Annotated in this window: 28 protein-coding genes; all 28 read left to right on the top strand. The window is 52.1% G+C overall.

The annotated features are described in order from the left end of the window. Nucleotides 1–11: 11 nt before the first annotated feature. On the top strand, nt 12–1,127 hold the full coding sequence (gene dprA / locus DL346_RS12770) for a DNA-processing protein DprA (RefSeq protein WP_112882493.1): 1,116 nt from the start codon (nt 12–14) through the stop codon (nt 1,125–1,127). 26 nt (nt 1,128–1,153) lie between these two features. Then, nucleotides 1,154–3,256: a type I DNA topoisomerase gene (gene topA, locus DL346_RS12765; RefSeq protein WP_112882492.1), complete on the top strand. Its 2,103-nt coding sequence runs from the start codon at nt 1,154–1,156 to the stop codon at nt 3,254–3,256. 23 nt (nt 3,257–3,279) lie between these two features. Then, complete coding sequence (gene trmFO, locus DL346_RS12760) at nt 3,280–4,644, top strand: FADH(2)-oxidizing methylenetetrahydrofolate--tRNA-(uracil(54)-C(5))-methyltransferase TrmFO (RefSeq protein ID WP_112882491.1); 1,365 nt, start codon at nt 3,280–3,282, stop codon at nt 4,642–4,644. Between the two features lie 182 nt (nt 4,645–4,826). Next, nucleotides 4,827–5,372, top strand: coding sequence for an ATP-dependent protease subunit HslV (gene hslV / locus DL346_RS12755; RefSeq protein ID WP_112882490.1), 546 nt, complete (start codon nt 4,827–4,829; stop codon nt 5,370–5,372). 41 nt (nt 5,373–5,413) lie between these two features. Beyond that, nucleotides 5,414–6,823: an ATP-dependent protease ATPase subunit HslU gene (gene hslU / locus DL346_RS12750; protein ID WP_112882489.1), complete on the top strand. Its 1,410-nt coding sequence runs from the start codon at nt 5,414–5,416 to the stop codon at nt 6,821–6,823. A 32-nt stretch (nt 6,824–6,855) separates the two neighbouring features. After that, the gene (codY, locus tag DL346_RS12745) at nt 6,856–7,626 is read left to right on the top strand and encodes a GTP-sensing pleiotropic transcriptional regulator CodY (RefSeq protein ID WP_112882488.1); all 771 of its coding nucleotides are present in this window, start codon (nt 6,856–6,858) and stop codon (nt 7,624–7,626) included. Between the two features lie 255 nt (nt 7,627–7,881). Continuing rightward, nucleotides 7,882–8,292: a flagellar basal body rod protein FlgB gene (gene flgB, locus DL346_RS12740; protein WP_112882487.1), complete on the top strand. Its 411-nt coding sequence runs from the start codon at nt 7,882–7,884 to the stop codon at nt 8,290–8,292. Between the two features lie 2 nt (nt 8,293–8,294). Continuing rightward, nucleotides 8,295–8,744 carry a flagellar basal body rod protein FlgC gene (flgC, locus tag DL346_RS12735; protein ID WP_112882486.1) on the top strand — a complete coding sequence of 150 codons (450 nt, stop codon included), beginning with the start codon at nt 8,295–8,297 and terminating at the stop codon, nt 8,742–8,744. Nucleotides 8,745–8,781: 37 nt separating this feature from the next. Further along, the gene (gene fliE / locus DL346_RS12730; RefSeq protein ID WP_112883095.1) at nt 8,782–9,084 is read left to right on the top strand and encodes a flagellar hook-basal body complex protein FliE; all 303 of its coding nucleotides are present in this window, start codon (nt 8,782–8,784) and stop codon (nt 9,082–9,084) included. Nucleotides 9,085–9,121: 37 nt separating this feature from the next. Next, a complete protein-coding gene (gene fliF, locus DL346_RS12725; protein WP_112882485.1) occupies nt 9,122–10,687 on the top strand; it encodes a flagellar basal-body MS-ring/collar protein FliF in 1,566 nt (521 codons plus the stop codon). An 11-nt stretch (nt 10,688–10,698) separates the two neighbouring features. Continuing rightward, entirely contained in the window at nt 10,699–11,712 is a 1,014-nt protein-coding gene (gene fliG / locus DL346_RS12720) for a flagellar motor switch protein FliG (RefSeq protein WP_112882484.1), read from the top strand. Further along, nucleotides 11,705–12,526, top strand: coding sequence for a FliH/SctL family protein (locus tag DL346_RS12715; RefSeq protein WP_112882483.1), 822 nt, complete (start codon nt 11,705–11,707; stop codon nt 12,524–12,526). Before fliG ends, DL346_RS12715 begins: the two co-directional genes overlap by 8 nt. After that, nucleotides 12,516–13,850, top strand: coding sequence for a flagellar protein export ATPase FliI (gene fliI, locus DL346_RS12710; RefSeq protein WP_206098513.1), 1,335 nt, complete (start codon nt 12,516–12,518; stop codon nt 13,848–13,850). Before DL346_RS12715 ends, fliI begins: the two co-directional genes overlap by 11 nt. A 9-nt stretch (nt 13,851–13,859) precedes the next feature. Next, the gene (fliJ, locus tag DL346_RS12705) at nt 13,860–14,306 is read left to right on the top strand and encodes a flagellar export protein FliJ (RefSeq protein WP_112882482.1); all 447 of its coding nucleotides are present in this window, start codon (nt 13,860–13,862) and stop codon (nt 14,304–14,306) included. Between the two features lie 47 nt (nt 14,307–14,353). Next, a complete protein-coding gene (locus DL346_RS12700) occupies nt 14,354–15,256 on the top strand; it encodes a MotE family protein (RefSeq protein WP_112882481.1) in 903 nt (300 codons plus the stop codon). 47 nt (nt 15,257–15,303) lie between these two features. Continuing rightward, nucleotides 15,304–16,674 carry a flagellar hook-length control protein FliK gene (locus tag DL346_RS12695; protein WP_112882480.1) on the top strand — a complete coding sequence of 457 codons (1,371 nt, stop codon included), beginning with the start codon at nt 15,304–15,306 and terminating at the stop codon, nt 16,672–16,674. A gap of 59 nt (nt 16,675–16,733) precedes the next feature. Then, nucleotides 16,734–17,192 carry a flagellar hook capping FlgD N-terminal domain-containing protein gene (locus DL346_RS12690; protein ID WP_112882479.1) on the top strand — a complete coding sequence of 153 codons (459 nt, stop codon included), beginning with the start codon at nt 16,734–16,736 and terminating at the stop codon, nt 17,190–17,192. Continuing rightward, nucleotides 17,185–17,562, top strand: coding sequence for a TIGR02530 family flagellar biosynthesis protein (locus tag DL346_RS12685; protein WP_112882478.1), 378 nt, complete (start codon nt 17,185–17,187; stop codon nt 17,560–17,562). Before DL346_RS12690 ends, DL346_RS12685 begins: the two co-directional genes overlap by 8 nt. 117 nt (nt 17,563–17,679) lie before the next feature. After that, on the top strand, nt 17,680–18,507 hold the full coding sequence (gene flgG / locus DL346_RS12680; protein WP_112882477.1) for a flagellar basal body rod protein FlgG: 828 nt from the start codon (nt 17,680–17,682) through the stop codon (nt 18,505–18,507). A gap of 53 nt (nt 18,508–18,560) precedes the next feature. Further along, on the top strand, nt 18,561–18,788 hold the full coding sequence (locus DL346_RS12675; RefSeq protein ID WP_112882476.1) for a flagellar FlbD family protein: 228 nt from the start codon (nt 18,561–18,563) through the stop codon (nt 18,786–18,788). Further along, nucleotides 18,785–19,264: a flagellar basal body-associated FliL family protein gene (locus tag DL346_RS12670; RefSeq protein ID WP_112882475.1), complete on the top strand. Its 480-nt coding sequence runs from the start codon at nt 18,785–18,787 to the stop codon at nt 19,262–19,264. Before DL346_RS12675 ends, DL346_RS12670 begins: the two co-directional genes overlap by 4 nt. A 44-nt stretch (nt 19,265–19,308) precedes the next feature. After that, nucleotides 19,309–20,310 (top strand): flagellar motor switch protein FliM, encoded by a 1,002-nt coding sequence (fliM, locus tag DL346_RS12665; RefSeq protein WP_112882474.1) that lies wholly within the window; start codon nt 19,309–19,311, stop codon nt 20,308–20,310. Then, nucleotides 20,300–21,721 carry a flagellar motor switch phosphatase FliY gene (gene fliY / locus DL346_RS12660; protein ID WP_112882473.1) on the top strand — a complete coding sequence of 474 codons (1,422 nt, stop codon included), beginning with the start codon at nt 20,300–20,302 and terminating at the stop codon, nt 21,719–21,721. Before fliM ends, fliY begins: the two co-directional genes overlap by 11 nt. A 20-nt stretch (nt 21,722–21,741) precedes the next feature. Next, nucleotides 21,742–22,104 carry a response regulator gene (locus DL346_RS12655; RefSeq protein WP_112882472.1) on the top strand — a complete coding sequence of 121 codons (363 nt, stop codon included), beginning with the start codon at nt 21,742–21,744 and terminating at the stop codon, nt 22,102–22,104. A 4-nt stretch (nt 22,105–22,108) separates the two neighbouring features. Beyond that, a complete protein-coding gene (locus tag DL346_RS12650; RefSeq protein WP_112882471.1) occupies nt 22,109–22,720 on the top strand; it encodes a flagellar biosynthetic protein FliO in 612 nt (203 codons plus the stop codon). Further along, on the top strand, nt 22,717–23,472 hold the full coding sequence (fliP, locus tag DL346_RS12645) for a flagellar type III secretion system pore protein FliP (RefSeq protein ID WP_112882470.1): 756 nt from the start codon (nt 22,717–22,719) through the stop codon (nt 23,470–23,472). Before DL346_RS12650 ends, fliP begins: the two co-directional genes overlap by 4 nt. Before the next feature lie 24 nt (nt 23,473–23,496). Next, nucleotides 23,497–23,766: a flagellar biosynthesis protein FliQ gene (fliQ, locus tag DL346_RS12640; RefSeq protein WP_112882469.1), complete on the top strand. Its 270-nt coding sequence runs from the start codon at nt 23,497–23,499 to the stop codon at nt 23,764–23,766. 11 nt (nt 23,767–23,777) lie between these two features. Beyond that, nucleotides 23,778–24,566, top strand: a complete 789-nt coding sequence (gene fliR / locus DL346_RS12635) for a flagellar biosynthetic protein FliR (RefSeq protein WP_112882468.1) — start codon at nt 23,778–23,780, stop codon at nt 24,564–24,566. Nucleotides 24,567–24,569: the final 3 nt, after the last annotated feature.

Raw genomic sequence — 24,569 nt, 5'->3', positions numbered from 1 at the left:
GTGCATTATTAATGAAGGAAAATTTAGAATGGCGCGAGCTGCTGCTTACGCTGCACGAAACGCCGGGTATCGGATGGCAGTCCATACGCAAAGCTGCAGCATGCGGTCAGTGGAAGCAATATGAACGATTTTCCCCTGAAGCGTGGATGTCAACGGTTGGTCTAAAGCCGGATCAGGCGCAGGCTGTGTCAAATGCGTTCGCAACGGTAAGAGTGGCCGATCGTTCTGAACGGTTATCTAGGCAAGGCATTCAAGTATTGACATGGTTCGACGATGATTATCCGGAGCTGCTGAGAGAAACGCCGCAGCCGCCCTGGGTTCTGTATACAATCGGGAATGCGGAGCTGCTCCATAAGCCTGCGATCGCAATAGTAGGAACGAGAGGACCTACCGCTTATGGCAGAAAAACAGCGTCAGAGCTGGCTAGAAGGCTCTCAGAGCGAGGGCTGACGGTTGTCAGCGGGATGGCGCGGGGGATTGATGCGCTGGCCCACGAGGGCGCGTTAGAAGGCGCTGGCAGCACGGTTGCGGTGCTTGGGACGCCTGTCGATAAAATCTATCCCCTCGACAATCGAGCGCTCTATCACGAAATCGCCAAACGAGGGGTTATCGTATCGGAGGTAGCGCCAGGTACGCCTTTTCATCCGGGACTATTTCCGCTTCGCAACCGGATTATTGCCGGTCTATCATTAGGAACAGTCATCGTTGAAGCGGCTGCGCGGAGCGGTTCTCTTATTACGGCCGATCAAGCGCTCGAGATGTCGCGTGACGTATTTGCCGTCCCAGGGCCGATATCATCGCCCAAGAGCGCCGGGACGAACGACTTAATCCGGCAAGGCGCCAAGCTGGTCGCATCCGCCGAAGATATATTGGAAGACTATGCCGGCCTATTGAAGCAAAAGGCGGCAAGTTTATCCGATACAGCTGGCAGGTCCCAATCGACAGAAGCAGAACTGGATGAGAATGAGGCTTATTTACTGGGTTTGCTGCAGGATGGGCCGCTGTCGACAGACCGTTTGCACGAGCTCTCTTCCTTTCCTTTTGGACTTTTGCATTCAGTTCTGATAAATTTAACTATAAAACGGAAGATTGAACAGCATCCGGGTTCCATATATAGTGTAATGTAGCATGCATTGGAGAGGAGGGCGCATCCATGGCGGATTCACTTGTCATCGTCGAATCACCGGCAAAAGCGAAAACAATAGGCAAATATCTAGGCAGCAAATACATCGTCAAAGCATCGATGGGCCATATCCGCGATTTGCCCAAAAGCCAGATCGGCGTCGAAGTTGAAAATGATTTTCAACCTAAATATATAACGATCCGCGGTAAAGGCAGTGTCCTGAAGGAATTAAAGGATGCCAGCAAAAAAGTGAAAAAAGTCTATCTCGCAGCCGACCCTGATCGCGAGGGTGAAGCGATAGCGTGGCATTTGGCGCATTATCTGGAAATAGACGAGAAAGACACCTGCCGGGTCGTGTTTAATGAGATCACGAAGCAGGCGGTCAAAGACGCGTTTAAAACGCCGAGACCGATCAATATGGATCTGGTGAACGCGCAGCAGGCGCGGCGCATCCTGGATCGCTTGGTCGGCTATAAGATCAGCCCGCTGCTATGGAAGAAGGTTAAGAAAGGCCTGTCCGCCGGGCGGGTGCAATCCGTAGCCGTGAAGCTGATCATCGACCGGGAGAACGAGATCGACGCGTTTGTTCCCGAAGAATATTGGTCCATTACGGCACAACTCAAGCAAGGATCGACGACCTTTGAAGCGAAGTATCACTCTCTTAACGGAGAGAAGCGGGACCTGGGCAACGAAGGCGAAGTGCAAGAGGTGCTGAAAGCGATGGGCGACTCCGCTTTCACGGTTCAAGAAGTGAAGGAGAAGGAGCGCCAGCGCAATCCGGCGGCACCTTTCATCACGAGCTCGCTTCAGCAAGAGGCTGCGCGCAAGCTCGGCTTCCGCGCGTCCAAAACGATGTCGGTCGCTCAGCAGCTGTATGAAGGCGTCGACCTTGGCAAGGAAGGCACAGTCGGTCTCATCACCTATATGAGAACGGATTCGACGCGTATTTCGCCTGTCGCTCAAGAGGAAGCGAAGACTTATATTGAAGAGAAATACGGCGCCGCCTTCGTGCCGGAGCAGCCGCGCGTGTACGCGAAGAAGAACAGCAACGCGCAGGATGCGCATGAAGCGGTTCGGCCGACCTCCGTGCTGCGCGATCCCGATACGGTTAAGGAGTTCCTGAGCCGCGACCAATTCAGACTGTATAAGCTAGTATGGGAACGTTTTGTTTCGAGTCAAATGTCCTCGGCTGTGTTGGATACGATGACGGTCGATTTCTTAGTCGGCAACGGTGCCGTGTTCCGTGCCGTCGGCTCAAAAGTGAAGTTTCACGGCTTTATGAAAATCTATGTCGAAGGCAATGACGACGGCACGACGGATGAAGAGAAGTTTCTCCCTCCGCTTGCAGTCGGCAATGTTGTCGGTACGGAATCGGTTGAACCGAAACAGCACTTCACGCAGCCTCCGCCGCGTTATTCCGAAGCGCGTCTTGTCCGGATGATGGAGGAAGTCGGGATCGGCCGTCCGAGTACATATGCGCCGACGCTTGAAACGATCCAGAAGCGGGGCTATGTCGCGATCGAAGAGAAGAAGTTCTTTCCGACCGAGCTTGGCGAGCTTGTCATTCAAATGATGGAGGAGTTCTTCCCGGAAATCCTCGATGCGGAATTTACCGCGCATATGGAAGACGACCTCGACCATGTGGAGGATGGCAAAGAAGATTGGGTGAAAGTACTTGCGAACTTCTATACCTCGTTTGAGAAACGGTTGGAAGTAGCCGAGGACGAGATGAAGGAAGTGGAGCTGCAAGACGAAATCTCCGATGAGATTTGCGAGAAATGCGGCCGCCATTTGGTATACAAAATGGGCCGTTTCGGCAAGTTTCTGGCCTGCTCGGGCTTCCCGGACTGCCGCACCACGAAGCCGATCGTCAAAGATATCGGCGTACCTTGCCCAAAATGCGAGGAAGGTAAGATTATCGAGCGCCGCAGCAAGAAAGGACGCGTTTTCTACGGCTGCGATCAGTATCCGGGCTGCGATTATGTGTCTTGGGATAAGCCGACAACGAAGCCTTGTCCGCAATGCGGCAGCTTGATGGTAGAGAAACGGAACCGCAGCGGCGCTAAGCTTGCCTGCACACAGTGCGAATACACGGAAGAAGTGCTTGAGGAGCAAGAGCCGGCTGAAGGTTAAAGATTGAAAGGATGGTAAGTTCATTGTCAGAATTAAAGCGTGTAACAGTCATCGGCGCAGGTCTTGCAGGCAGTGAGGCTGCTTGGCAAATCGCTTCGCAGGGAGTGCCTGTTACACTTTACGAAATGAGACCGGCGACGAAGACGCCTGCTCACCATACAAACAATTTCGCTGAGCTTGTGTGCAGCAACAGTCTGCGCGCAAACGGGCTTACAAACGCCGTCGGCGTACTAAAAGAAGAAATGCGCAGAATGAATTCCTTGATTCTTGATTGCGCCGATCGGAATGCGGTACCGGCAGGAGGAGCGCTTGCCGTTGACCGCGACGGGTTCTCCGGAGATGTTACGAGAATGTTGAAGGAGCATCCGCTTATCGACGTGCGGACGGAGGAAGTGAAAGAAATTCCGAAGGACGGCATCGTAGTTATTGCTACGGGGCCGCTTACAGCACCGGAGTTATCCGCCCAGATCCAGCAGCTGCTGGGTCAAGAGTACTTCTATTTCTACGATGCGGCAGCGCCGATCGTGGAGAAGGATTCCATCGACATGTCGAAGGTATACCTCGCTTCGCGCTACGATAAGGGGGAAGCGGCTTACCTGAACTGTCCGATGACGGAAGAGGAGTTTGACCGGTTCTATGACGCGCTTATTACGGCCGAAACGGCAGCGTTGAAAGAATTCGAGAAGGAGCAGTATTTCGAAGGCTGCATGCCGATCGAGGTTATGGCGAGCCGCGGCAAGCAGACGGTGCTCTTTGGTCCGATGAAGCCGGTAGGGCTAATGAATCCCCATACCGGCAAGCTGCCCCATGCCGTCGTTCAGCTGCGTCAGGACAACGCTGCAGGCACGCTCTATAATTTGGTCGGCTTCCAGACCCATCTGAAATGGGGCGAGCAGAAGCGGGTGCTGTCGTTGATTCCAGGACTCGAGAACGCGGAATTCGTCCGTTATGGCGTGATGCATCGCAACACGTTTATCAATTCGCCTAAGCTGCTTCAGCCGACGTATCAAACCCTTATCCGCGATACGCTGTTCTTTGCGGGTCAAATGACGGGTGTGGAAGGCTATGTCGAATCTGCCGCCTCGGGCCTGATTGCAGGCTTGAATGCTGGAAGACTGGCCCGCGGCCTGGAACCGCTCGTTTTGCCGGCGGATACGACGCTTGGCAGCATGGCGCAGTACATTACGACTGCGGATTTCAAACACTTCCAGCCGATGAACGCGAATTTCGGCTTGTTCCCGCCGCTTGAGAAGCGGATGCGCAGCAAGAAGGATAAGAACGATGCGATTGCGAATCGCGCCTTATCGCAGCTTGCTCGGTTCAAAGCGGAGCAGCTGGGCTACCCGGCTGAACCGGAAGCAGCAGAACCGGAACCGGTAAGCGACTAACCCCGTCTACATTCATCAGGCATGAGCAGCGGCTTTGATCGAATCCATGGCCGCTGCTTCCTTTTTATAGAAGTTTTTGCAAAACTCAAGCTATTCTTACGAAGTAGTTTTATTCGCGTTTATATGATTTTTCCAAAGCCGTCCCGTTTGGTTGAAAGCGAAACTTTGAGGAGGTTCTATCGATGGAAATGCAGTTCCATGCAACGACGATCTGTGCGGTTCGCCACAATGGGAAAGGCGCGATTGCAGGTGACGGGCAGGTCACGTTCGGCAATAGTATGGTCATGAAGCATCATGCGAAGAAGGTTCGGCGTCTTTACCGCGGGCAAGTCATTGCCGGCTTTGCGGGTTCGGTAGCTGACGCAATCTCGCTGTTTGAAAAGTTCGAGGGCAAATTGGAGGAGCATCACGGCAACTTGCAGCGCGCTGCTGTCGAGCTCGCCAAGGATTGGCGCTCGGACCGCGTGCTGCGCAAGCTGGAGGCGATGATGATCGTTATGGATACGACCGGACTGCTGTTGATCTCCGGAAACGGAGAAATCATCGAGCCTGATGACGGAATCTTGGCGATCGGCTCCGGAGGCAGCTTCGCGCTCGCGGCCGCACGCGCGCTGCATCAGCATGCGCCGCAGCTTGAAGCGAAAGACATGGTTAAATCGGCCCTTGAAATCGCGGCTGATATCTGCGTTTTTACTAACCGCAATATTATCGTTGAAGAGATTGGATAAAGCGGCTGGATCATAACCGGACTTATTTGGAGGGATCAGAGATGGCGAATGAAGCGATGACACCGAGGCAAATTGTGACAGAGCTTGATAAATATATCGTCGGGCAAAAGCAAGCTAAACGTTCGGTTGCGGTTGCGCTGCGCAATAGATACCGGAGAAGCCGCCTCGATGAGGCGATAAGGGACGAAATCGTGCCGAAAAATATTTTGATGATCGGACCTACAGGCGTAGGTAAAACCGAAATTGCCAGACGGCTCGCTAAGCTGGTCAATGCGCCTTTCGTTAAGGTAGAGGCAACGAAATTTACCGAGGTAGGCTATGTCGGACGCGATGTGGAATCGATGGTGCGCGATCTGGTGGAAACGGCAATCCGCATGGTGAAGCAGGAACGGACGGAAAAGGTGAAGGATAAGGCGGAGAAACAGGCGAACGAACGCATCGTCGCACTGCTCGTACCATCGTCTGCAAAGCCGAAATCGCCGAAAAACCCGTTGGAAATGCTGTTTGGCAACAATTCCGGAACGAAAGAACCGGAAGCGGAGCCGGAAGAGAGCGCTTCGGTTCTGGAGCGCCGCAAACAAGTGAAGGAGCAGCTTGCCGCCGGCAAGCTTGAGAGCGAGATCATCGAGATCGAGGTTGAGGATAACACCCCGAACATGCTCGATATGATCGCAGGACAGGGCGGCAACGACAATATGGGCATGGGTGCCAATATGCAGGAGCTCTTCGGGCAGCTCATGCCGAAGCGCGCGAAGAAACGGAAGCTGCCTGTGAAGGAGGCGCGCAAGGCGCTTACGCAGGAAGAGGCGAATAAGCTGATCGATATGGATGACGTCATCTCGGAATCCGTCAGCCGCGCAGAGCAGTCCGGCATTATTTTCATTGACGAGATTGACAAAATCGCAAGCTCTTCCAGAGGCTCGGGACCGGATGTGTCTCGGGAAGGCGTGCAGCGGGATATTTTGCCGATTGTCGAAGGCTCCACCGTTATGACGAAGTACGGACCGGTCAAAACGGACTATGTGCTGTTTATTGCCGCAGGAGCATTTCATATGGCTAAACCGTCCGATTTGATTCCGGAGCTTCAGGGGCGGTTCCCGATTCGGGTAGAGTTGACTTCTTTAACTCTCGAGGATTTCGTGAAAATATTAACCGAGCCTAAAAATGCATTGACAACGCAATATACGGCGCTGCTGGAAACGGAGGGCATCACCATTACGTTCTCCGATGATGCGATCCGCGAGCTGGCCTCCATCGCCGCCGAAGTTAATAAAAATACGGAAAATATCGGCGCGCGCCGTCTTCATACGATTTTGGAGAAGCTGCTGGAGGATTTGTCCTTCGAGGCGCCGGAGCTGTCGCTGGACGAATTGATCATCACGCCGGAGTATGTAAGAGAAAAATTAGGCGGCATTGCGAAAAATCGCGATTTAAGTCAATATATACTGTAAAGGACCGGCAAGGAAAGTAGGAGGCATAAGCAATGATTTTATTGGCAAAAACAAGAACGCTCAACCGGCTGCTGCAACGTGCGGCCGGCGGAGCGCTCAACTTTAAAGAGATGGCGGAGGTGCTCTGTTCAACGATCCAGGCGGACGTATTCGTCGTGAGCCGCAAAGGGAAGGTGCTAGGCTGCGCGGCGGTCGGGCCGTTCCAGCATGAACAGCTGCGAGCGCTGCCGGCAGCGGATCTGCGGTTCTCGCCCGAGAGCAACGAACGCTTCATGAATTTGCAAGAAACCGTGACGAACGTCGAAACGGACGAAGGCGTCGTAGAATCGTTCCCGATGATGTCCGGTCAACGCAAAATGACAGTTGTGCCGATCGTAGGCGGCCGTGATCGAATCGGCACGCTCGTGCTTCTTCGCAATTCCGAGCCATTTGGGGATGACGAACTTATCCTTGCGGAATACGGCAGTACGATCGTCGGGATGGAAATCCTGCGGGAACGCGCGGAGGAAATCGAACAGGAGGCCAGAAGCCGTACCGTCGTGGCTGTCGCGGTAGGGTCGCTTTCGTTCAGCGAGCTCGAAGCGGTCGAGCATATTTTCGAGGAGCTAGATGGGAAAGAAGGTCTTCTCGTTGCCTCCAAAATCGCCGACCGGGTCGGCATTACAAGATCGGTTATTGTGAATGCGCTTCGTAAATTGGAGAGCGCCGGGGTCATTGAGACGCGTTCGCTCGGGATGAAAGGTACCTATATTAGGATACTAAATACCCAGCTTCTACAGGAGCTGAAAAAGAATAAAAATTAACAAGTCCACAATAGCATTACAAAAACATTCAAAAACCAGTACAAATATCCCTGTTTCAAGTCCTATTTTCGACAAAGATAGGGCTTTTTTCTTATTGTCTCAAATTAGAAAAATGAGGAAGATTAGTTTATAGAATTGTTCGACACAACTCTTTCATAATTACAAAGATTCTTTAAATCTTTGTCGAATAAAAGAGGAATGTGAGAGAAGCTGTTGAATTGGTACATACACAATGTGGAAAGTGGAGGGTTTTCAGTGAACGTGTTGAATAGCCCGGAATTCAGCAGGTTACAGGGCGCTATGCATGCAGCGGAGATGCGCCAGCGCGTCATTTCCAACAATATAGCCAATGTAGATACGCCGAAATTCAAACGCTCCGAGATTGTTTTCGAGCAGCTGCTGGAGCAGAGCATGGGCGGTAATCAATCCCAAGTCATGGGAAGAAGAACGAATGCCAGACATATTCCGATCGGCGGAACGACTTCGGTCCCCGGCGCGAAGGTGATAACGGATGAATCATCGGTCATGAACAACGATATCAACAATGTCGACATAGACCGAGAAATGTCTCTTCTTGCGAAGAATCAACTGAACTACAACTTCTACGTTCAGCAAATGAACCATGAAGTCAAAATGATGCGGCTTGGCATTGAAGGGAGAGCTTAAACGTGAGGTTAACAAACGGATTTGATGCCAGTGCTTCCGCATTGACCGCTCAACGGCTGCGGATGGACGTCATTTCCTCGAATATCGCGAACGCCGAGACGACGAGGGCGCAATTTGTGAACGGGCGTTATGAACCTTACAAACGCAAGATGGTCGTGCTCGAGCCTACTTCTCAATCGTTTGCGAATATCTTAAGCGGAAAACTGGACGGCAAAGGCTCTTCGCCCGGCGTGAAAGCGTCGCGGATTATCGAGGATCAGACGCCGTCGAAGCTGGTTTATAACCCGAGTCATCCCGATGCCGATGAGAACGGCTATGTAAAGATGCCGAACGTGGACGTGCTCAAGGAAATGGTCGATATGATTTCGGCTTCCCGCTCGTATGAAGCAAACGTAACGGCGTTGAATGCAACAAAGGGGATGTTCATGAAGGCGCTGGAAATCGGCAAGTAAACAGAGATAAAGCGGAGGGATACCATTGATTAACCCCATGACCTTACATAAGCTGCAATCGCAATCGGTTAAATTGTTTGATTCCGGAATCGCATCGAATGAAACGACGCCGTCGGAAATGACGCAATCATTCGGAGACTTCCTGAAGAAAGCGCTGGATGGCGTAGGCGAGCAAGAAAAGAACGTACATAAGCTAACGGATCAATACTTACTAGGCAATGTGGATCTATCGCAGGTCATGGTTGCTTCGCAGCAAGCGGAGCTCGGATTGCAGCTTACCTCACAAGTCCGCAACAAAGTGATAGAGGCTTACCAAGAGATTATGCGGATGCAAATCTAAGTTCGACATCATTAGAGGACTACGGTGAGGTGGAATCGTGAACGAGAAATTTGCCCAGTATCGAGCGAAGATAGCTCAATATTGGAACGTAATGGAGAAGAAACAGAAGATTTGGCTCGGGGCTTCAGTCGGCATACTCATCCTATCCATCGTGATGCTGACCATGATTTTTTCGAGAGTGGAATATGATGTTGCGTTCCGCGATTTGGATAATACGGATGCCGCAGCGGTAATGGAATATCTGAATGCGAGCAACATTCCTTATAAGCTTGAGAACGGCGGCCAAAGTATTCTTGTACCGGCGGCGGATGCCTCAAGAGTCAAAATCGAAGCAGGCTCTCAGGGGCTTGTCCGTAACGGATCCATCGGATTTGAAGCGTTCAGCGAAAACGAGTCGGTGTTCGGCTCAACAGATCGCGAGTTCGACGTGAAATACCGGGAAGCGCTGAACGGCGAAATCCAACAACTGCTCAACGGCATGCAAGGCGTACAGAAGTCGAATGTGCTTGTGACCATTCCGAATGAATCGCCGTTCATGTCCGAGGAAGAGAAAGAGCAATCCTCCGCTTCGATCATGATTACGTTCCGTCCGGGCTATCGACCGACGCAGAAGGAAGTAGACGGATATTTTAACCTCGTGAAAACTGCGGTTCCGAATATCAAGGCCGAGAATATTACGGTCTCTAGTCCGGAAGGCGAGCTGCTTGCCTCTGACGGCGTTGACGGTGCAGCCACCGGCGGCGACTTGATCGAAACGCACTATCAGTTGCAACGCAAGTACGAGAACGACTTGAAACAGAAGGTTCAAAGCTTTCTGGCACCGATGGTCGGCATGGAGAACCTGGTGGTTAACGTGTCGAGCGCGCTTAATTTCGAGAAGAAAATTTCCGACCAGAACCTCGTTAGACCCCTGGAAAATAACAATAACAACGGCATTGTCGTCAGTGAAACAATCGATAACAAAACGTCGACAGGCGCAGGCGCCGCAGGCGGAGTTGCAGGAACGGGCGAAACGGATGTTCCTGGCTACACGGCCGATCAGGGAGCAGGCGGCACCTCGGAAGAGAACAGCCGGACGACGAATTACGAGTATGATAAAATTCACAATCAAATCGAATCCGGACCGTATGCCATCAAGGATTTGTCCATCAGCATCGGCGTCGAGAAGAGCAAGCTGAACGATGAAGCAAGAACGGACATGACGAATTTCCTGACAAACCTCGTTCGCTCGCAGCTCGTCGAGTCCGGTCAGGATGTTAATGATGACGCTCTAATGGTCAAGAAGGTTTCAATTATGGCTCAAACGTTTGTTGAGAACGACAGCGCTGCTTCCCCCGCATTCTTGTCCACGGGATGGCTTACCGCAATCGGACTTGCCGCGCTCGCCCTTATCGGCGGTTTGGGCTACGTCGTTGTCAGACGCCGCAAGCAAGCTGCGCTGGTCGAAGAAATGGCGGCAGCGCCCGGAAAAGCCGAATACCCGACAATCGATCTAGAGAATGTTCAAAACGAAAGTCAAGTTCGCAAACAGCTTGAAACACTTGCCAAGCGCAAACCAGAGGAATTTGTTAATTTGCTCCGGACTTGGCTGGTTGACGAATAGGAGTGGCTAAGGTGGCAAGGGTACAAAATGGTTTCAGCGGCCGCCAAAAAGCGGCAATTTTGTTGATCTCGTTAGGCCCGGAAGTTTCGGCTCAAATCTTTAAGCATTTGAGAGAAGATGAAATCGAGCAATTAACGCTTGAGATCGCGAATGTGCGTAAGGTTGACAGCATCGAGAAAGAAAATATTTTAAACGATTTCCATCAAATTTGCGTCGCTCAAGAATATATTTCGCAAGGCGGCATCACTTATGCTCGCGAAATTCTCGAGAAAGCGCTGGGCGAAAGCAAAGCGATGGAAGTGATTAACCGTTTGACGGCTACGTTGCAGGTTCGGCCATTTGATTTTGCGCGTAAGGCTGAAGCCAGCCAAATTCTCAATTTCATTCAAAACGAGAATTCGCAAACGATCGCTTTGGTCCTTTCCTATTTGCAAGCCGAACAAGCCTCGCAAATTCTTTCGTCTTTGCCGCAAGAGAAGCAAGCCGAAGTCGCTCGCCGCGTAGCGCTGATGGACAGCACTTCCCCGGAGGTTATCTCGCAGGTGGAACGCATTCTCGAACAGAAGCTTTCCGCTACCGTTACTCAAGATTACACAAGCGCGGGCGGAATTGAATCAATCGTACATATATTGAATGGCGTCGACCGGGGTACGGAACGTACCATTTTGGACGCGCTCGAGATTCAGGATCCCGAACTTGCGGAAGAAATCAAGAAAAGAATGTTCGTCTTCGAGGACATCGTCAACATCGACAATCGCTCTATCCAGCGCATCATCCGCGATATCGAGAATGCCGATTTGCAGCTTGCACTTAAGGTTGCGAGCGAAGAGGTCCGGGAAGCGATATTCCGCAACATGTCCAAGCGGATGTCCGAGACCTTCAAAGAAGAAATGGAATATATGGGTCCTGTCCGGCTGCGTGACGTTGAGGAAGCTCAAACGCGCATCGTAGCAACGATCCGCAGACTCGAAGAGTCCGGCGAGATCATCATCGCCCGCGGCGGAGGGGATGATATCATTGTCTAGCTTATATAAATCTTCGAATGTCATTTCGGTAGAAGATTTAAAGCGGCTTGAATGGTATAACAAATATGTTCAAACACCGATTCCGCAAGCTGAGCCCGCAGGGCCTAGTGAAGAGACCTTGACGCTGCGCGATCAAATTTTGGAGGATGCCGAGCATTTTGCCAACCAGCGCATCCAGGAGACCGGCGAGCAAATGGAAAGGATGTTTGCGGACGCGAACGCTCAAATCGACCAATGGTGGCTGGAGCGCCGTCTGCAGGATGCCGAGCTGATGGAGCAGATCCATCAAGAGAGCTTTCAGAAAGGCTACCGGGAAGGCAAAACGCGGGCGGAAGCCGACGTTCATGCCAAGTGGGAAGTCATGCTGACCGAAGCTCGCGCAATTCTCGATTCCGCCTATGAGACGAAAGAACAGATCATTCAAGAAGCCGAGCCGTTCGTAGTTGCGCTTAGTACGGCAATTGCCGAGAAAATCATTCATAAACAGCTGACGATCGATCCTGAATGGTCGCTCGATTTGATCCGCAAGTCGCTGGAGCGTCGGCGGGAGCAGGGCGTCATCACCTTGTGCGTCTCCCCTCAGCAGCTGACGTTCGTGCAGGCTGCGCGGGAGGAACTGTCTCTTGTAATCGATTCGCAAGCGGAGCTTCAAATCGTACCGGATGTATCGGTGAGGGAGTTCGGCTGCGTCATTCGTTCGTCCTTCGGCAGCATCGATGCGAGAATTGATACGCAGCTCGCCGAAATCAAACGCGAACTTATCCAGCTTGCGCTCCAAGCGGATGAGCGAGGATCTACCGATTATGACAATTGATAGATTGAACGCTGAACGTTACATAGAGCATTTGCGGCCGCTTGATCCGGTTCGCGTTAATGGCAAGGTAACCCAAGTCATTGGGCTAACCGTCGAATCCGAAGGGCCGGATGCGAGCATCGGCGACGTTTGCCTGATCTATCCCGTTAAATCGAGCAAGCCTCTGAAAGCTGAAGTTGTCGGTTTCCGCGACAACAAAGTCATCTTGATGCCGCTCGGCGAATTGCAATCGATCGGACCCGGCTGCGATGTCGTAGGTACCGGCAAACCGCTAACTGTCCAAGTCGGATCAGAGCTGCTCGGCAAAGTGCTGGATGGTCTCGGTCAGCCACTGGACGGTTCATTCATCCCAAGCCGCATGCCGCACCATTCGACGCATAATCTGCCTAGCAATCCTCTTAGCCGTCCGAGAGTGAAGCACCCGCTTAGCACCGGCGTTCGCGCGATTGATGGACTGTTGACAGTCGGTCAAGGCCAGCGCGTCGGTATATTTGCAGGCTCAGGCGTAGGGAAGAGTACGCTGCTCGGTATGGTTGCACGGAACACGTCCGCTGACGTGAATGTCATCGCGCTGATCGGCGAACGCGGCCGCGAAGTGCTGGAATTTATCGAGAAAGATCTCGGTCCCGAAGGACTTGCGCGCTCCGTCGTCATCGTTGCAACGTCGGATCAACCCGCATTAATTCGTATCAAAGGCGCGCTGATTGCGACTACGATCGCGGAATGCTTCCGTGACCGCGGCCTTAATGTCATGCTCATGATGGATTCCGTCACCCGTTACGCGATGGCGCTGCGGGAAGTCGGACTAGCCATCGGTGAGCCGCCTGCTACGCGAGGCTACACGCCTTCGGTTTTCGCTAACCTGCCTAAGCTGCTAGAACGAGCCGGAACAGGCGAGCGAGGCTCGATTACCGCGTTTTACACGGTCCTCGTGGATGGCGACGATATGAACGAACCGATTGCCGACGCTGTTCGCGGTATTTTGGACGGTCATATCGTGTTAAGCCGTCAATTGGCGCACAAAGGTCATTTTCCCGCGATCGACGTGCTGGCTTCCATTAGCCGGGTCATGAAGGAAATTGTACCCGAGGAGCAGCAGGATGCGGCCAATGAATTGAAACGATTGCTTTCCATTTATAAAGATTCGGAAGATCTGATTAATATTGGGGCGTACCAAAGGGGTTCCAACGAAAAAATTGATCAAGCTATCGAATCGATCGATCATATATGGTCCTTCACCCGTCAAAAAACGAACGAGAAGAATGGCTACGAGGAATCAAAGGAGCGGCTTATCCGCGATTTCCATACCTTTCATGGGAGATGATCCGGTTAGATGGCACGATTTCAATACGCCTATCAAAAAATCGTCGATTTAAAAACTAGCGCGAAATCGCAAGCGGAGTGGCAGCTGTCCGTTGTCGTCGGCAAGCTTCAGAATGAAGAGAAATCGCTGCAAACGCTTCTTGAAGAGCGCTCTTCCTGGAGCAAGCGCCTGCAGCAGGTTTCCAATCAAGCCGTAGCGCTTACCGACCTGATGGTCATGCAGGAGTACATCGATTATCTGAATGTTTCTATTAAGCGCAAGCAGATCGATGTGAGCAAGGCGGAGACAGCGGTGGAAGAAAAACGGGCGGTCTTGTCCGACCGGATGAGGGACGAGAAGGTTTGGCAGAAATCGAAGGAAAACGCGATGCAGCGCTTTCGTGCCGACATGACGGTAAAGGAACAGAATGAGCTGGATGAGCTGGCAACGGCCCGGTTCATGTATGCGGCTCCTTAAGAAGTTTTGGCGAATCGGGAGCGAATGCCCGAGGGAGGGAACCTATTTTGGCAGATATAGAGATGGAAAAGCAAGGTTACAGCGGGTTTGAACGGTTCATGTTCTTTGTAACGCCGATTCTGTTCACGATGATTCTGCTAGGCGTACTGGTGACGCTGTTTAATTTCGATTTGCGAAACAAAGCGCTGGAGATCGGGAATACGATTCCGTTTGTAAGCAACGTGCTGCCGGATCCGGTGACGGACGAGAATCTCGTGGACGAGAACAAAATCAAAGCCGAGAATACGGCGGCGAAGATCAGCGAGCTGCGCGCACAGCTGACGACGAAAGAGGCGCAGCTGAGCAAAGCGGCGGACGAGAAAACGAAACTGGCGCAGCAAGTGAAGGATCTTCAAGCTCAGGTTGAGCAGCTCAAGCAAGATGGTGCCGAAAAAGCGCTTGAGGATGCGGAGTACCAAGGCAAGATCAATGAGCTGGCCATGATGTACGGCAAAATTACGCCAAGCAAAGCCGCGCCGATTCTCGAAAGCATGGAAATCGACGAAGCGGTTCTCGTGCTAGATGCGATGAAGCCGGACGCTCGCGTGCTTGTACTGGAGAAAATGTCGCCGAAGCGGGCGGCGGAAGTGACGATAAGGCTGAAGGACGTGAAGACGGCAAAGGATCGTCAAATTGCCGCGCTGCAAGCAAGAATCAAGAAGCAGGAATCTGCCGCATCACAGCCTGAAAGCGTGCTTAGCAAGGAGCAGCTGAATTCAACGTTCTCCACGATGGATCCGCAGCGTTCAGCCGAACTGCTGCTGAAGATGGCGGATGTCAGCCCGAGCAAAGTGCTCCGGATTCTAAACGCAGTCGATGATGCCGCACGATCTAAGATTCTCTCGGAAATGTCCGCGGCGAACAAAGATATTACGGCGCAGCTGGTTTCGAAATTGATGCTTGGCAAGTAAGGAGGAAAGTTAATCAACATCTCATTTCATGGAAGGAGGTGAACCACATGCAAATGTCGATATCGAACGCGGCGCCGCGCACGACGGCTCAAGGAACAAGTGCTGCTGCCAAAGGGGCTGAGGCCGGCAATGAGTTCAATCAAACACTGGTTCAGACGTTGGCAAGTCCGGAAACTGCGGCGGCAAGCATCCAGACAGCCGCTGGGACGAACGTCGTCGCTGCCGTGCCTGTTAGTGCGCTAGCTTCGCTGCTAGGCGAAAATAGCTCTTCTGCGGATTTGCTGGCCGCGATCGAGGAGCTGCTTAATAGGCTGAGCGAAACAGATGCCGAGGAACTGGCTCAAACGACGTCGGAAGGCCAACTAAGCGATGCGTTGGTTCTGCTGGACGATTTGCTCAGCATGCTATCCGGAATGCCGGTCCTGCAGCCTGCGCAAGTTCCTGACGGCGGGCTTGAAGCATCTGATTCTCAAGCTTCGGCAACCGTCCATTTCGAAGTTCTAGAAGCTCTGAAATCGGGCTTGCAGGATGCACTGCAAGAGTTGCGAATGCTCGCGCAGCAGCAGAAAAGAAGCGCAACCGGCCGAGAACAGAATGCGATCATTAGCAAGCAGCTGGTTGCTCTTGAGCAATTACTGAGCGGGACGAAGGCCGATTCTGCTTCGGCGACCGGTACTGCAACAGCGGATGTACAAGGGGATGCAGCAGTTTCCGCCATCCGTTCGCTGCAATCCGTACCTGCATCGAACACTCACCTGCAGCGTATGTCACATCAGTTCCTCCATGTCGGATTGCTAAAAGCATACGCAAAGCCGGAACAGGAGCATGAAGGGGCGCCGCTTCAGCTGGCGATGGATCCAAATAGCATAAACTTGGCGGCTTTCACAGGCAGTCAAGAGCTGCAGCGTCAACAGCTGGCGGCATCCAAGCAAATCGGCGCCGAACCGGTACCCGTTCAGCAATTCGCATCGACGATCCAAGGCATGGTTGTTAAGCAGTTTCACGTAACGGCAGGTAACGGAATCTCGAACGCCCAGCTGACCTTGTACCCGGAGCATCTAGGACAGGTTAATGTCAACATTACCATGCATAATGGAACGCTGACCGCGCAGTTCCTGACGGATACGGCGACGGCGAAAGACATGCTTGAGAATCAAATGGCACACCTGCGGTCCGCTCTGCAATCCCACGGGCTTCACGTAGATAAGCTTGAGGTTTCCCAAACGCAGGTTCAGACGAATCTGTTCCAAGACCGGCAAGGTCATGGCGGAAGAGATCAAAGCCCGTCTAAACGAAACAGCCCTGACAACGACTCGGTTAACGAAATCGATTTCAATTCCGACTTGGATGAGATTTCGACTCAGCTGTCGGTTGACCGTGATTTGGGCTTGGGCAGGGGGATTCATACGACCGCATAATCGTTGCCGGCTCAGTCGGCCGGGAGTGATGAACCTACAGAACGGAGGTGACGTGAACCATGTCCGACGACCGTGTATCTACACGAAACGTATGGCCTTACTATAGTGCCAGCAACGTGCAGGCTGCCGCTGAGAAGAAGGCAGATTCCTCTCTAGGCAAAGACGACTTTCTGCGCATTCTAGTCACGCAGCTGCAGAACCAGGATCCGATGCAGCCGCTTCAGGATAAGGATTTTATCGCGCAGATGGCGCAATTTTCATCCGTCGAACAGCTTGTGAACATGTCGGATCAATTAACGATGCTGCGTCAGAATCTCGGCATGGCATCCAGCATGATCGGTAAAGACGTGCAGTGGTATGAGTACGCCGATACCGGCGATATGATCGCGATGAGCGGCAAAGTGGATTCCATCCTCATTAAAGACAAAGTGCAGTACGCCCGAGTCGGAGAGAAGGATATCAAGCTGGACGACATCGTATCGATCGCAGATCAAGGCGGTGAAGCTTCAAATGGATGAGATTATGAAAATCGGCCATTTACGCTTAACCGGCAGCGTTCAGCCTCGCAAGGCTAATCAGCAGGAAACCGCCGCTCCAGGAGCGGCAACGTTTAAAGAAATGCTGGACCGGAACGTACTCAAGTTCAGCAGCCATGCTGAGCTGCGGATGGAGCAACGGGGGATATCGCTGAAGCCCGAAACCCTTAATAAGATCGTAAACGCGATTGATCAAGCAGCTGCCAAAGGAGCAAAGGATTCCTTGGTTCTATACCGCGACATCGCGATGATCGTTAATGTGCCTAGCCGAACGGTCGTCACCGCAATGGACGGCAGCTCGATGCAAGACAATGTGTTTACCCAAATTGATAGTGCAGTCATTGTTTCTTAATCGGCTGGACCTCTGGATAGGAAGCCGAAGAACCGCGGATCGACGGAAGCGGTTCGAACAATGGACAATTCGCAAGTCAGTCAAACTGGACTTACACCACTAGGAGGTTGAACCGAAATGTTAAGATCAATGTACTCCGGCGTATCCGGCATGCGCGGTTTTCAAACGAAGCTTGATGTCATCGGCAACAATATCGCGAACGTAAATACAGTAGGCTTTAAAGCGGGCCGCGTCATGTTCAAAGATATTTTGAGCCAGACCGTTTCCGGCGTGACGCGTCCGGAGGAAGGAACGACAGGCGGCGTAAACGCGAAGCAAGTCGGTCTGGGCGTTGCGATTGCAGCCATCGATACGATTCACACGCCAGGCAGTGCTATGACGACGAACAATCCGACAGACGTGCGTATCGACGGAGACGGGTTTTTCGCGGTTTCCCCTTCGGCAGACGGCGGCGAGGTTCCATTCCTTACGCGTGCCGGCAACTTTACGCTTGATGGTGCGGGCCAGCTAGTAAACGGAGACGGCATGTTCGTCCTCGACGCCAATGGCGGACCGATTACGCTCGATCCAGCCGAGGTCAAATCGTTTACGATCGCGCAGGACGGTTCCATTATCGCAGTCGGAGCTGACGGCGAGAGCCAGCCATCGGGCTTCCAGCTCGGCGTCGTGAAAGTGACGAACCCGAACGGCCTTGAGAAAATCGGCGGCAACCTGTACCGCATGACGCCGAACGCGAACCTCGACGGCGAAGTGGTCATGACGACGGCAGGCGATGCGGAAGCCGGAACAGGCGCAATCATTTCCGGCCAGCTGGAAATGTCGAACGTCGATTTGACTTCGGAGTTTACCGAGATGATCGTTGCGCAGCGCGGTTTCCAAGCAAATTCGCGGATCATCACGACATCCGACGAGATTTTGCAAGAGGTCGTTAATTTAAAACGATAGGTAAATAACCGAGGGGGGTTAACCGCCTCCCCGCCAGGTTAAGGAGGAAGCCCATGATTGCCGTAACGCGTTTAAACGGAAAAACCTTACATATTAACGCGCTCCTTATCGAGCTGGTCGAAGAAACGCCGGATACGCTTATTACGTTGACTACCGGAAAGAAAATATTGGTGTTGGAGAAAGCAAACGAAGTCATTTCCTCCATACAGTCGTATCTTCGCTCAATCGGCGTCTATGCGGCGACCATAAAGAGCGAACAATCGGAGGGACCGCCGACATGAAAAAAATGCTGCCCTGGCTCATTACTATCCTGCTAGCCATTACGCTGATCGCAATCGTAGCCGTTATTTTGTATAAGTCCATGATGAGCGAAGAGCCGAAGGATGCTGCCGGCAAGGCGGCAAGCAATGCGGAAGCCGTCCAAGCGGAAATGCTTGATGCGGATGAACGCGTGGAATTGACCAGCGAAATTAAGGATATAAAAACAAACCTTGCGGATCCGGAGTATATCGCGGTTCTCGGGCTTGCTTTTCAATTAGATGAGAAATCGACGAAAGAGGATTTCGATAAAATCAGCAACATTCAAATCAAACCGATCATCATCCGCACGCTCTCCGACATGAAGCCGGAGCAAATTAACGGCTCTGCGGGAAAAGACGAGCTCTGCGCGAAGCTGCTTAATCTGATCAATCCGGTTCTGCCGGAAGGCAAGCTGGTAAAAATCGAAGTAACCGACTACATCGTTACGAGGCTGTAATCATCACATACCTATGATGTATTCCTTTGAAGGGGGTGAAATAATTGGTTGATGTTCTGTCGCAGAACGAGATTGACGCGTTGCTCGCTGCCCTATCATCCGGTGAAATGGATGCTGAAGAATTAAAAAAGGAAGAAACGCAGAAGAAAATACGTGTTTATGAATTCAAACGCGCGGTCCGTTTCTCGAAGGATCATATCCGCAGCTTGACCCGGATACACGAAAACTTCGCGCGATATTTGACCACCTATTTCTCAGCGCAGCTTCGTACATTTGTTCAAATCAGCGTCGTCGATGTCGAACAGCTGCCTTATGACGAGTTTATCCGTTCGATTCCGAAGATGACGATTCTGAATATATTTGAAGCGGATCCGCTCGAAGGCAGAATGGTGCTGGAGGTTCACCCGAACGTCGCCTATGCGATGCTGGATCGGCTGCTCGGAGGACAAGGCGTAGCTCCTTCCAAAATCAACGCGCTCACGGAGATCGAAACGACGATCATGGAACGGATTTTCAGCCGCGCCTTCGAAAGCCTGCAAGAAGCATGGAAGACGATCATCGATATTTCGCCTCGCATGGAAGCGCTCGAAACGAATCCGCAGTTCATGCAGATCGTTTCCCCGAACGAGACGATCGCGTTGATCTCGCTTAGCACGAAGATCGGCGATACGACAGGGATGATCAACCTGTGTATCCCGCATGTCGTAATCGAACCGATCATGCCAAGGCTTTCGGTGCATCATTGGTTCGTTTCACAGAAGAAGACGAGAGCGCCGGAAGAAATTGAGGTGCTTAAGCAGCGCGTCAGCAAAGCCACGCTGCCGATCGTCTGCGAGCTAGGCCAGTCCAGCATTTCGATTCGCGAGTTTTTAGGGCTGTCGATCGGAGATGTCATATCGCTCAAAAAGCCAATAGATCAAGGACTTGACATAAAAGTCGGGGATAAGCTGAAATTTATCGGGAGTCCGGGTTCGGTCAAAGACCGGATGGCCGTTCAAATCGATGAAATCCTCACTGAAGGAGTGGAGGAAGGGTATGACGAGTAAAGACTATTTATCGCAAGAAGAGATCGATGCCTTGCTGCGACAATCTTCCGATGAGCTCGATATGCCGGCACCGTTTAAACGGGAGCAAGAGTTAAATAAGTATCTCAGCGCGATCGAACAAGATGCGTTGGGCGAGATCGGCAATATTACGTTCGGCAGCGCGGCAACGGCGCTATCGACGCTGCTGGGCAGAAAAGTAGATATCACGACGCCTCAAGTCTCGCTCATTAGTCGCAATGAGCTGGACGATGAGTTTCCGAAGCCGCATGTAGCCGTGTCGGTGAGCTATGTGGATGGGTTTCAAGGGATCAATTCTTTGGTCATCAAGACGAAGGACGCCCAGACAATCGCCGATTTGATGCTGGGCGGCGAAGGCAAGTTGCTCGGTTCGGAGCTGAACGATATTCACATCAGTGCCGTTCAGGAAGCGATGAATCAAATGATGGGCTCCTCCGCCACCTCGATGTCGACGATTTTCAACCGTTTTGTTAACATCTCGCCGCCAGGCATCGATATCTTGGATATGCACAGCGGAACCGGCGTGGAGAAGCTGCCTCCGGACGATCTCTTCATTAAAGTATCGTTCCGCTTGGCGATCGGCGATCTGATCGATTCGACCATCATGCAGCTGCTGCCGATTTCATTCGCCAAGGAAATGGTAGACACGCTTATGGGCGGAGCTTCAGAGCCTGCACCGGCACCTGCACCAACACCGGCACCCGCGCCAACGCCAGCAGCCATGCAGGCACCCGCATCGGCGCCAGCCTATGCGCCTGCGCCAGCCTATGCGCCTGCGCCAGCCTATGCGCCTGCGCCAGCCTATGCGCCTGTGCCAGTACATACGCCGCCGGCTTACATACCGGAAGCGCCGGCCGCATATATGCCGCCTCCTGAAACCTACGTGCAGCAGCCGACTGCATCCATGCCGTCACCTGAGGCCTACGTGCAGCAGCCGACTGCATATATGCCGTCACCTGAGGCCTACGCGCAGCAGCCAGCCGCATATATGCAGCCGCCAATGCCGGCTATGCCGTACTATGCAGCACCGCCTGCCGGGCCCCAAACGTATGGCGGTGTTCCGAACCGGAACATCAATGTACAGCCTGTGCAATTCGCTAATTTTCAAGGCGCGCCTTATGTGCAGCAGGATGATTCTAATTTGAATTTGCTGCTCGACATACCGCTTAAGGTCACAGTAGAATTAGGAAGGACTCAGAAGCAAATTAAGGAAATTCTTGAGTTGTCGCAGGGTTCGATCATTGAGCTGGACAAGCTGGCCGGGGAGCCGGTCGATATCTTGGTCAATAACAAACTCATAGCCAAAGGCGAAGTCGTCGTTATCGACGAGAACTTCGGCGTTCGCGTTACAGATATCGTCAGCCAATGGGATCGTATCCAAAAATTACAATAACACCTTAGGGGGAAGAAACGATGGCAAATCGCATTTTGATCGTAGACGACGCAGCATTCATGAGAATGATGATCCGCGATATATTGACGAAGAACGGATACGAAGTAGTTGGGGAAGCGCAAGACGGCGCGCAAGCAATCGAAAAGTACAAAGAATTGAAGCCTGACTTGATTACGATGGACATCACGATGCCAGAGATGGACGGGATCGTCGCGCTCAAGGAAATCAAGAAGCTTGACGGCAATGCCAAAGTCATTATGTGCTCCGCGATGGGACAACAAGCCATGGTTATCGATGCCATTCAAGCCGGTGCTAAAGACTTCATCGTAAAACCATTTCAGGCTGACCGCGTTATTGAAGCGATCAAGAAAACAATAGGTTAGTAGAATGAAAGTTTCAAAGGGAATCCTACTTGCTGCAATGGCTGTCTCCGGCTGGCTGATGACAGCAAGTCTCGCGTCAGCGGAAATAAACGGCGACGAGGAAAAACCCGTAATCGGTACGGGCATCGGTTATTACATCTGGGTCATCGTTGCGCTCATGCTGGTCATCGGACTCATTATTCTCGTTATTAGGTGGCTGGCCAGCCGCAACCGCGGATGGGGGACCAATCGGGCGCTTCGCTCCTTAGGGGGCATTCCGTTAGGCCAGAATAAATCGCTGCAAGTGGTAGAGTTGTCCGGTCGCGTTTACGTGGTCGGAGTAGGAGAGAGCATTACGCTGCTAGATAAGATTGACGATCCGGAAACGGCGGCAGCCGTACTGGAAGCAATTGAACAGCAGAATGGCCGCTCCTGGAACTCGCCGAGCTTGGCGGATTTGATCGGCTGGTTCCGCAGAAGCGGCAAAGAGGATGAGCCTGCAAGCGAGCCATGGCAAGCTGCGGCTTCCTTCAAGGAGCTGCTTAATAACGGCATGATGCGTCAGTCGGATCAGAAGCAAAAAGTAGAAGAGCTGCTTAGAGAGCAAAATCACAATGATCGGTTGTTGGACAAATGAATAAAAAAATCGTACTGACGGCTGCTGTCTTACAATTGCTTGGCACGCTGCTGCATTCCCAAGCCTTCGCCGAGCCGCTGCCAAACGTCAGCGTAAGCATCGGAGACAGCGGCAGCGAGTCTCCAGGGACGAGCGCCCTTTCGCTGCTTCTCATAATTACGGTTCTAAGCGTAGCCCCGGCAATTCTCGTGCTTATGACAAGCTTTACGCGAATTATCATTGTTCTTGGCTTCGTTCGTACTTCGCTTGGCACGCAGACGACACCGCCGAACCAAGTGCTCGTCGGCCTTGCCATGTTTCTAACCTTCTTCATCATGGCACCGACTCTGGGCACGGTGAACCAAGTCGCACTACAGCCTTATCTCAAAGGCGAACTGACGCAAACGGAAGCGCTCAGCAAAGCGGCTGAACCGATGAAGACATTTATGATGAAGCAGACACGCGAGAAGGATTTGCTTTTATTCTTGAAATATACGAAGACGGAGAAGCCGAAATCGATTAAGGACGTACCGATTACGGTCATGGTTCCGGCTTATGCGCTAAGCGAGCTCCGAACGTCATTTCAGATGGGCTTCATGATCTTCATTCCGTTCCTCGTTATCGATATGGTTGTGGCCAGTACGTTAATGGCGATGGGGATGATGATGCTTCCGCCGGTCATGATCTCGCTGCCATTCAAAATTTTGCTATTTGTTCTGGTAGACGGCTGGTACCTGGTCGTCAAGTCGCTTTTGCTTAGTTTTAACACGTAGGTTCCGCTAGGAAGGAGTACAAGCATGAGTTCCGATTTCATCATCGCCTTAGCCGGACAGGCCGTCTATACCATATTGAAAGCCAGTGCGCCAATGCTGGTAATTGGACTTATCGTCGGCTTGATTGTTAGTATTTTTCAAGCTACTACGCAAATCCAAGAGCAGACACTGGCCTTTGTTCCAAAAGTGGCGGCCGTACTGCTCTCCATCCTGCTATTTGGGCCGTGGATTCTGAATACGCTGGTCGATTTCACCTACAACCTGCTGAATAACTTGTATAAATACATCGGATAGGCTGTGGATCGATGGAGTTGTTCCTTCAAGGATTCCCTATTTTTTTGCTGATTTTTTGTCGAATTACTGCGTTTTTCGTCGTAGCGCCCGTGTTTTCGACTCGAAATGTGCCGAATACGTTTAAATTGGGGTTCTGCTTTTTTGTCTCGCTGCTTGTTTTTCTAACCTATGGCCTGAAGCAGACGATCGTCCCGGATGCCGAATATATGTTGGCGGTCATTCGCGAGATATTGGCAGGTGTCCTGCTCGGGTTCGCAGCATATCTGTTCTTTACCATCGTAAATACGGCGGGCAGTTTGATCGACATGCAGATGGGCTTCGGGATGGCGAACATCATCGATCCGATGACCGGCGCCTCCGCACCGCTGATGGGAAACTTCAAAGGCATGATCGCAACGCTTCTGTTCCTGTCGATCAATGGCCATCATTATTTGCTTTCCGCGCTGCTGCAAAGCTATGAATGGATACCGCTGACCAATCCGTTGTTTGCCCACGTCAGTGCGGGGAGCGTGTCCAGCTATCTGACAAGCATGCTGGGGCAGACCTTTCTGCTCGCGATCCAGATGTCCGCGCCTTTAGTCGTTGCCATGTTTTTAACCGACGTCGGTTTAGGTTTTCTAGCGCGTACTGCGCCGCAATACAATGTGTTCGTAATCGGGATTCCGATTAAAATCATCGTCGGCTTTCTGATGCTGGCCGTGATGATGCCGGGTCTCATTGCGCTGTATGAGCACTTGTTTGAACAGATGTTCACTGCCATGCGGAAGCTATTCGATATTTTGCAAGGTCCTGCGGCATAGGTA

This window comes from Paenibacillus montanisoli (assembly GCF_003268025.1).
In the GTDB taxonomy this organism is placed as follows: Bacteria; Bacillota; Bacilli; order Paenibacillales; family Paenibacillaceae; genus Paenibacillus_Z; species Paenibacillus_Z montanisoli.
The sequence above is the reverse complement of the archived record's forward strand: the minus strand, read 5'-3'. Positions and strand labels throughout refer to the sequence as shown.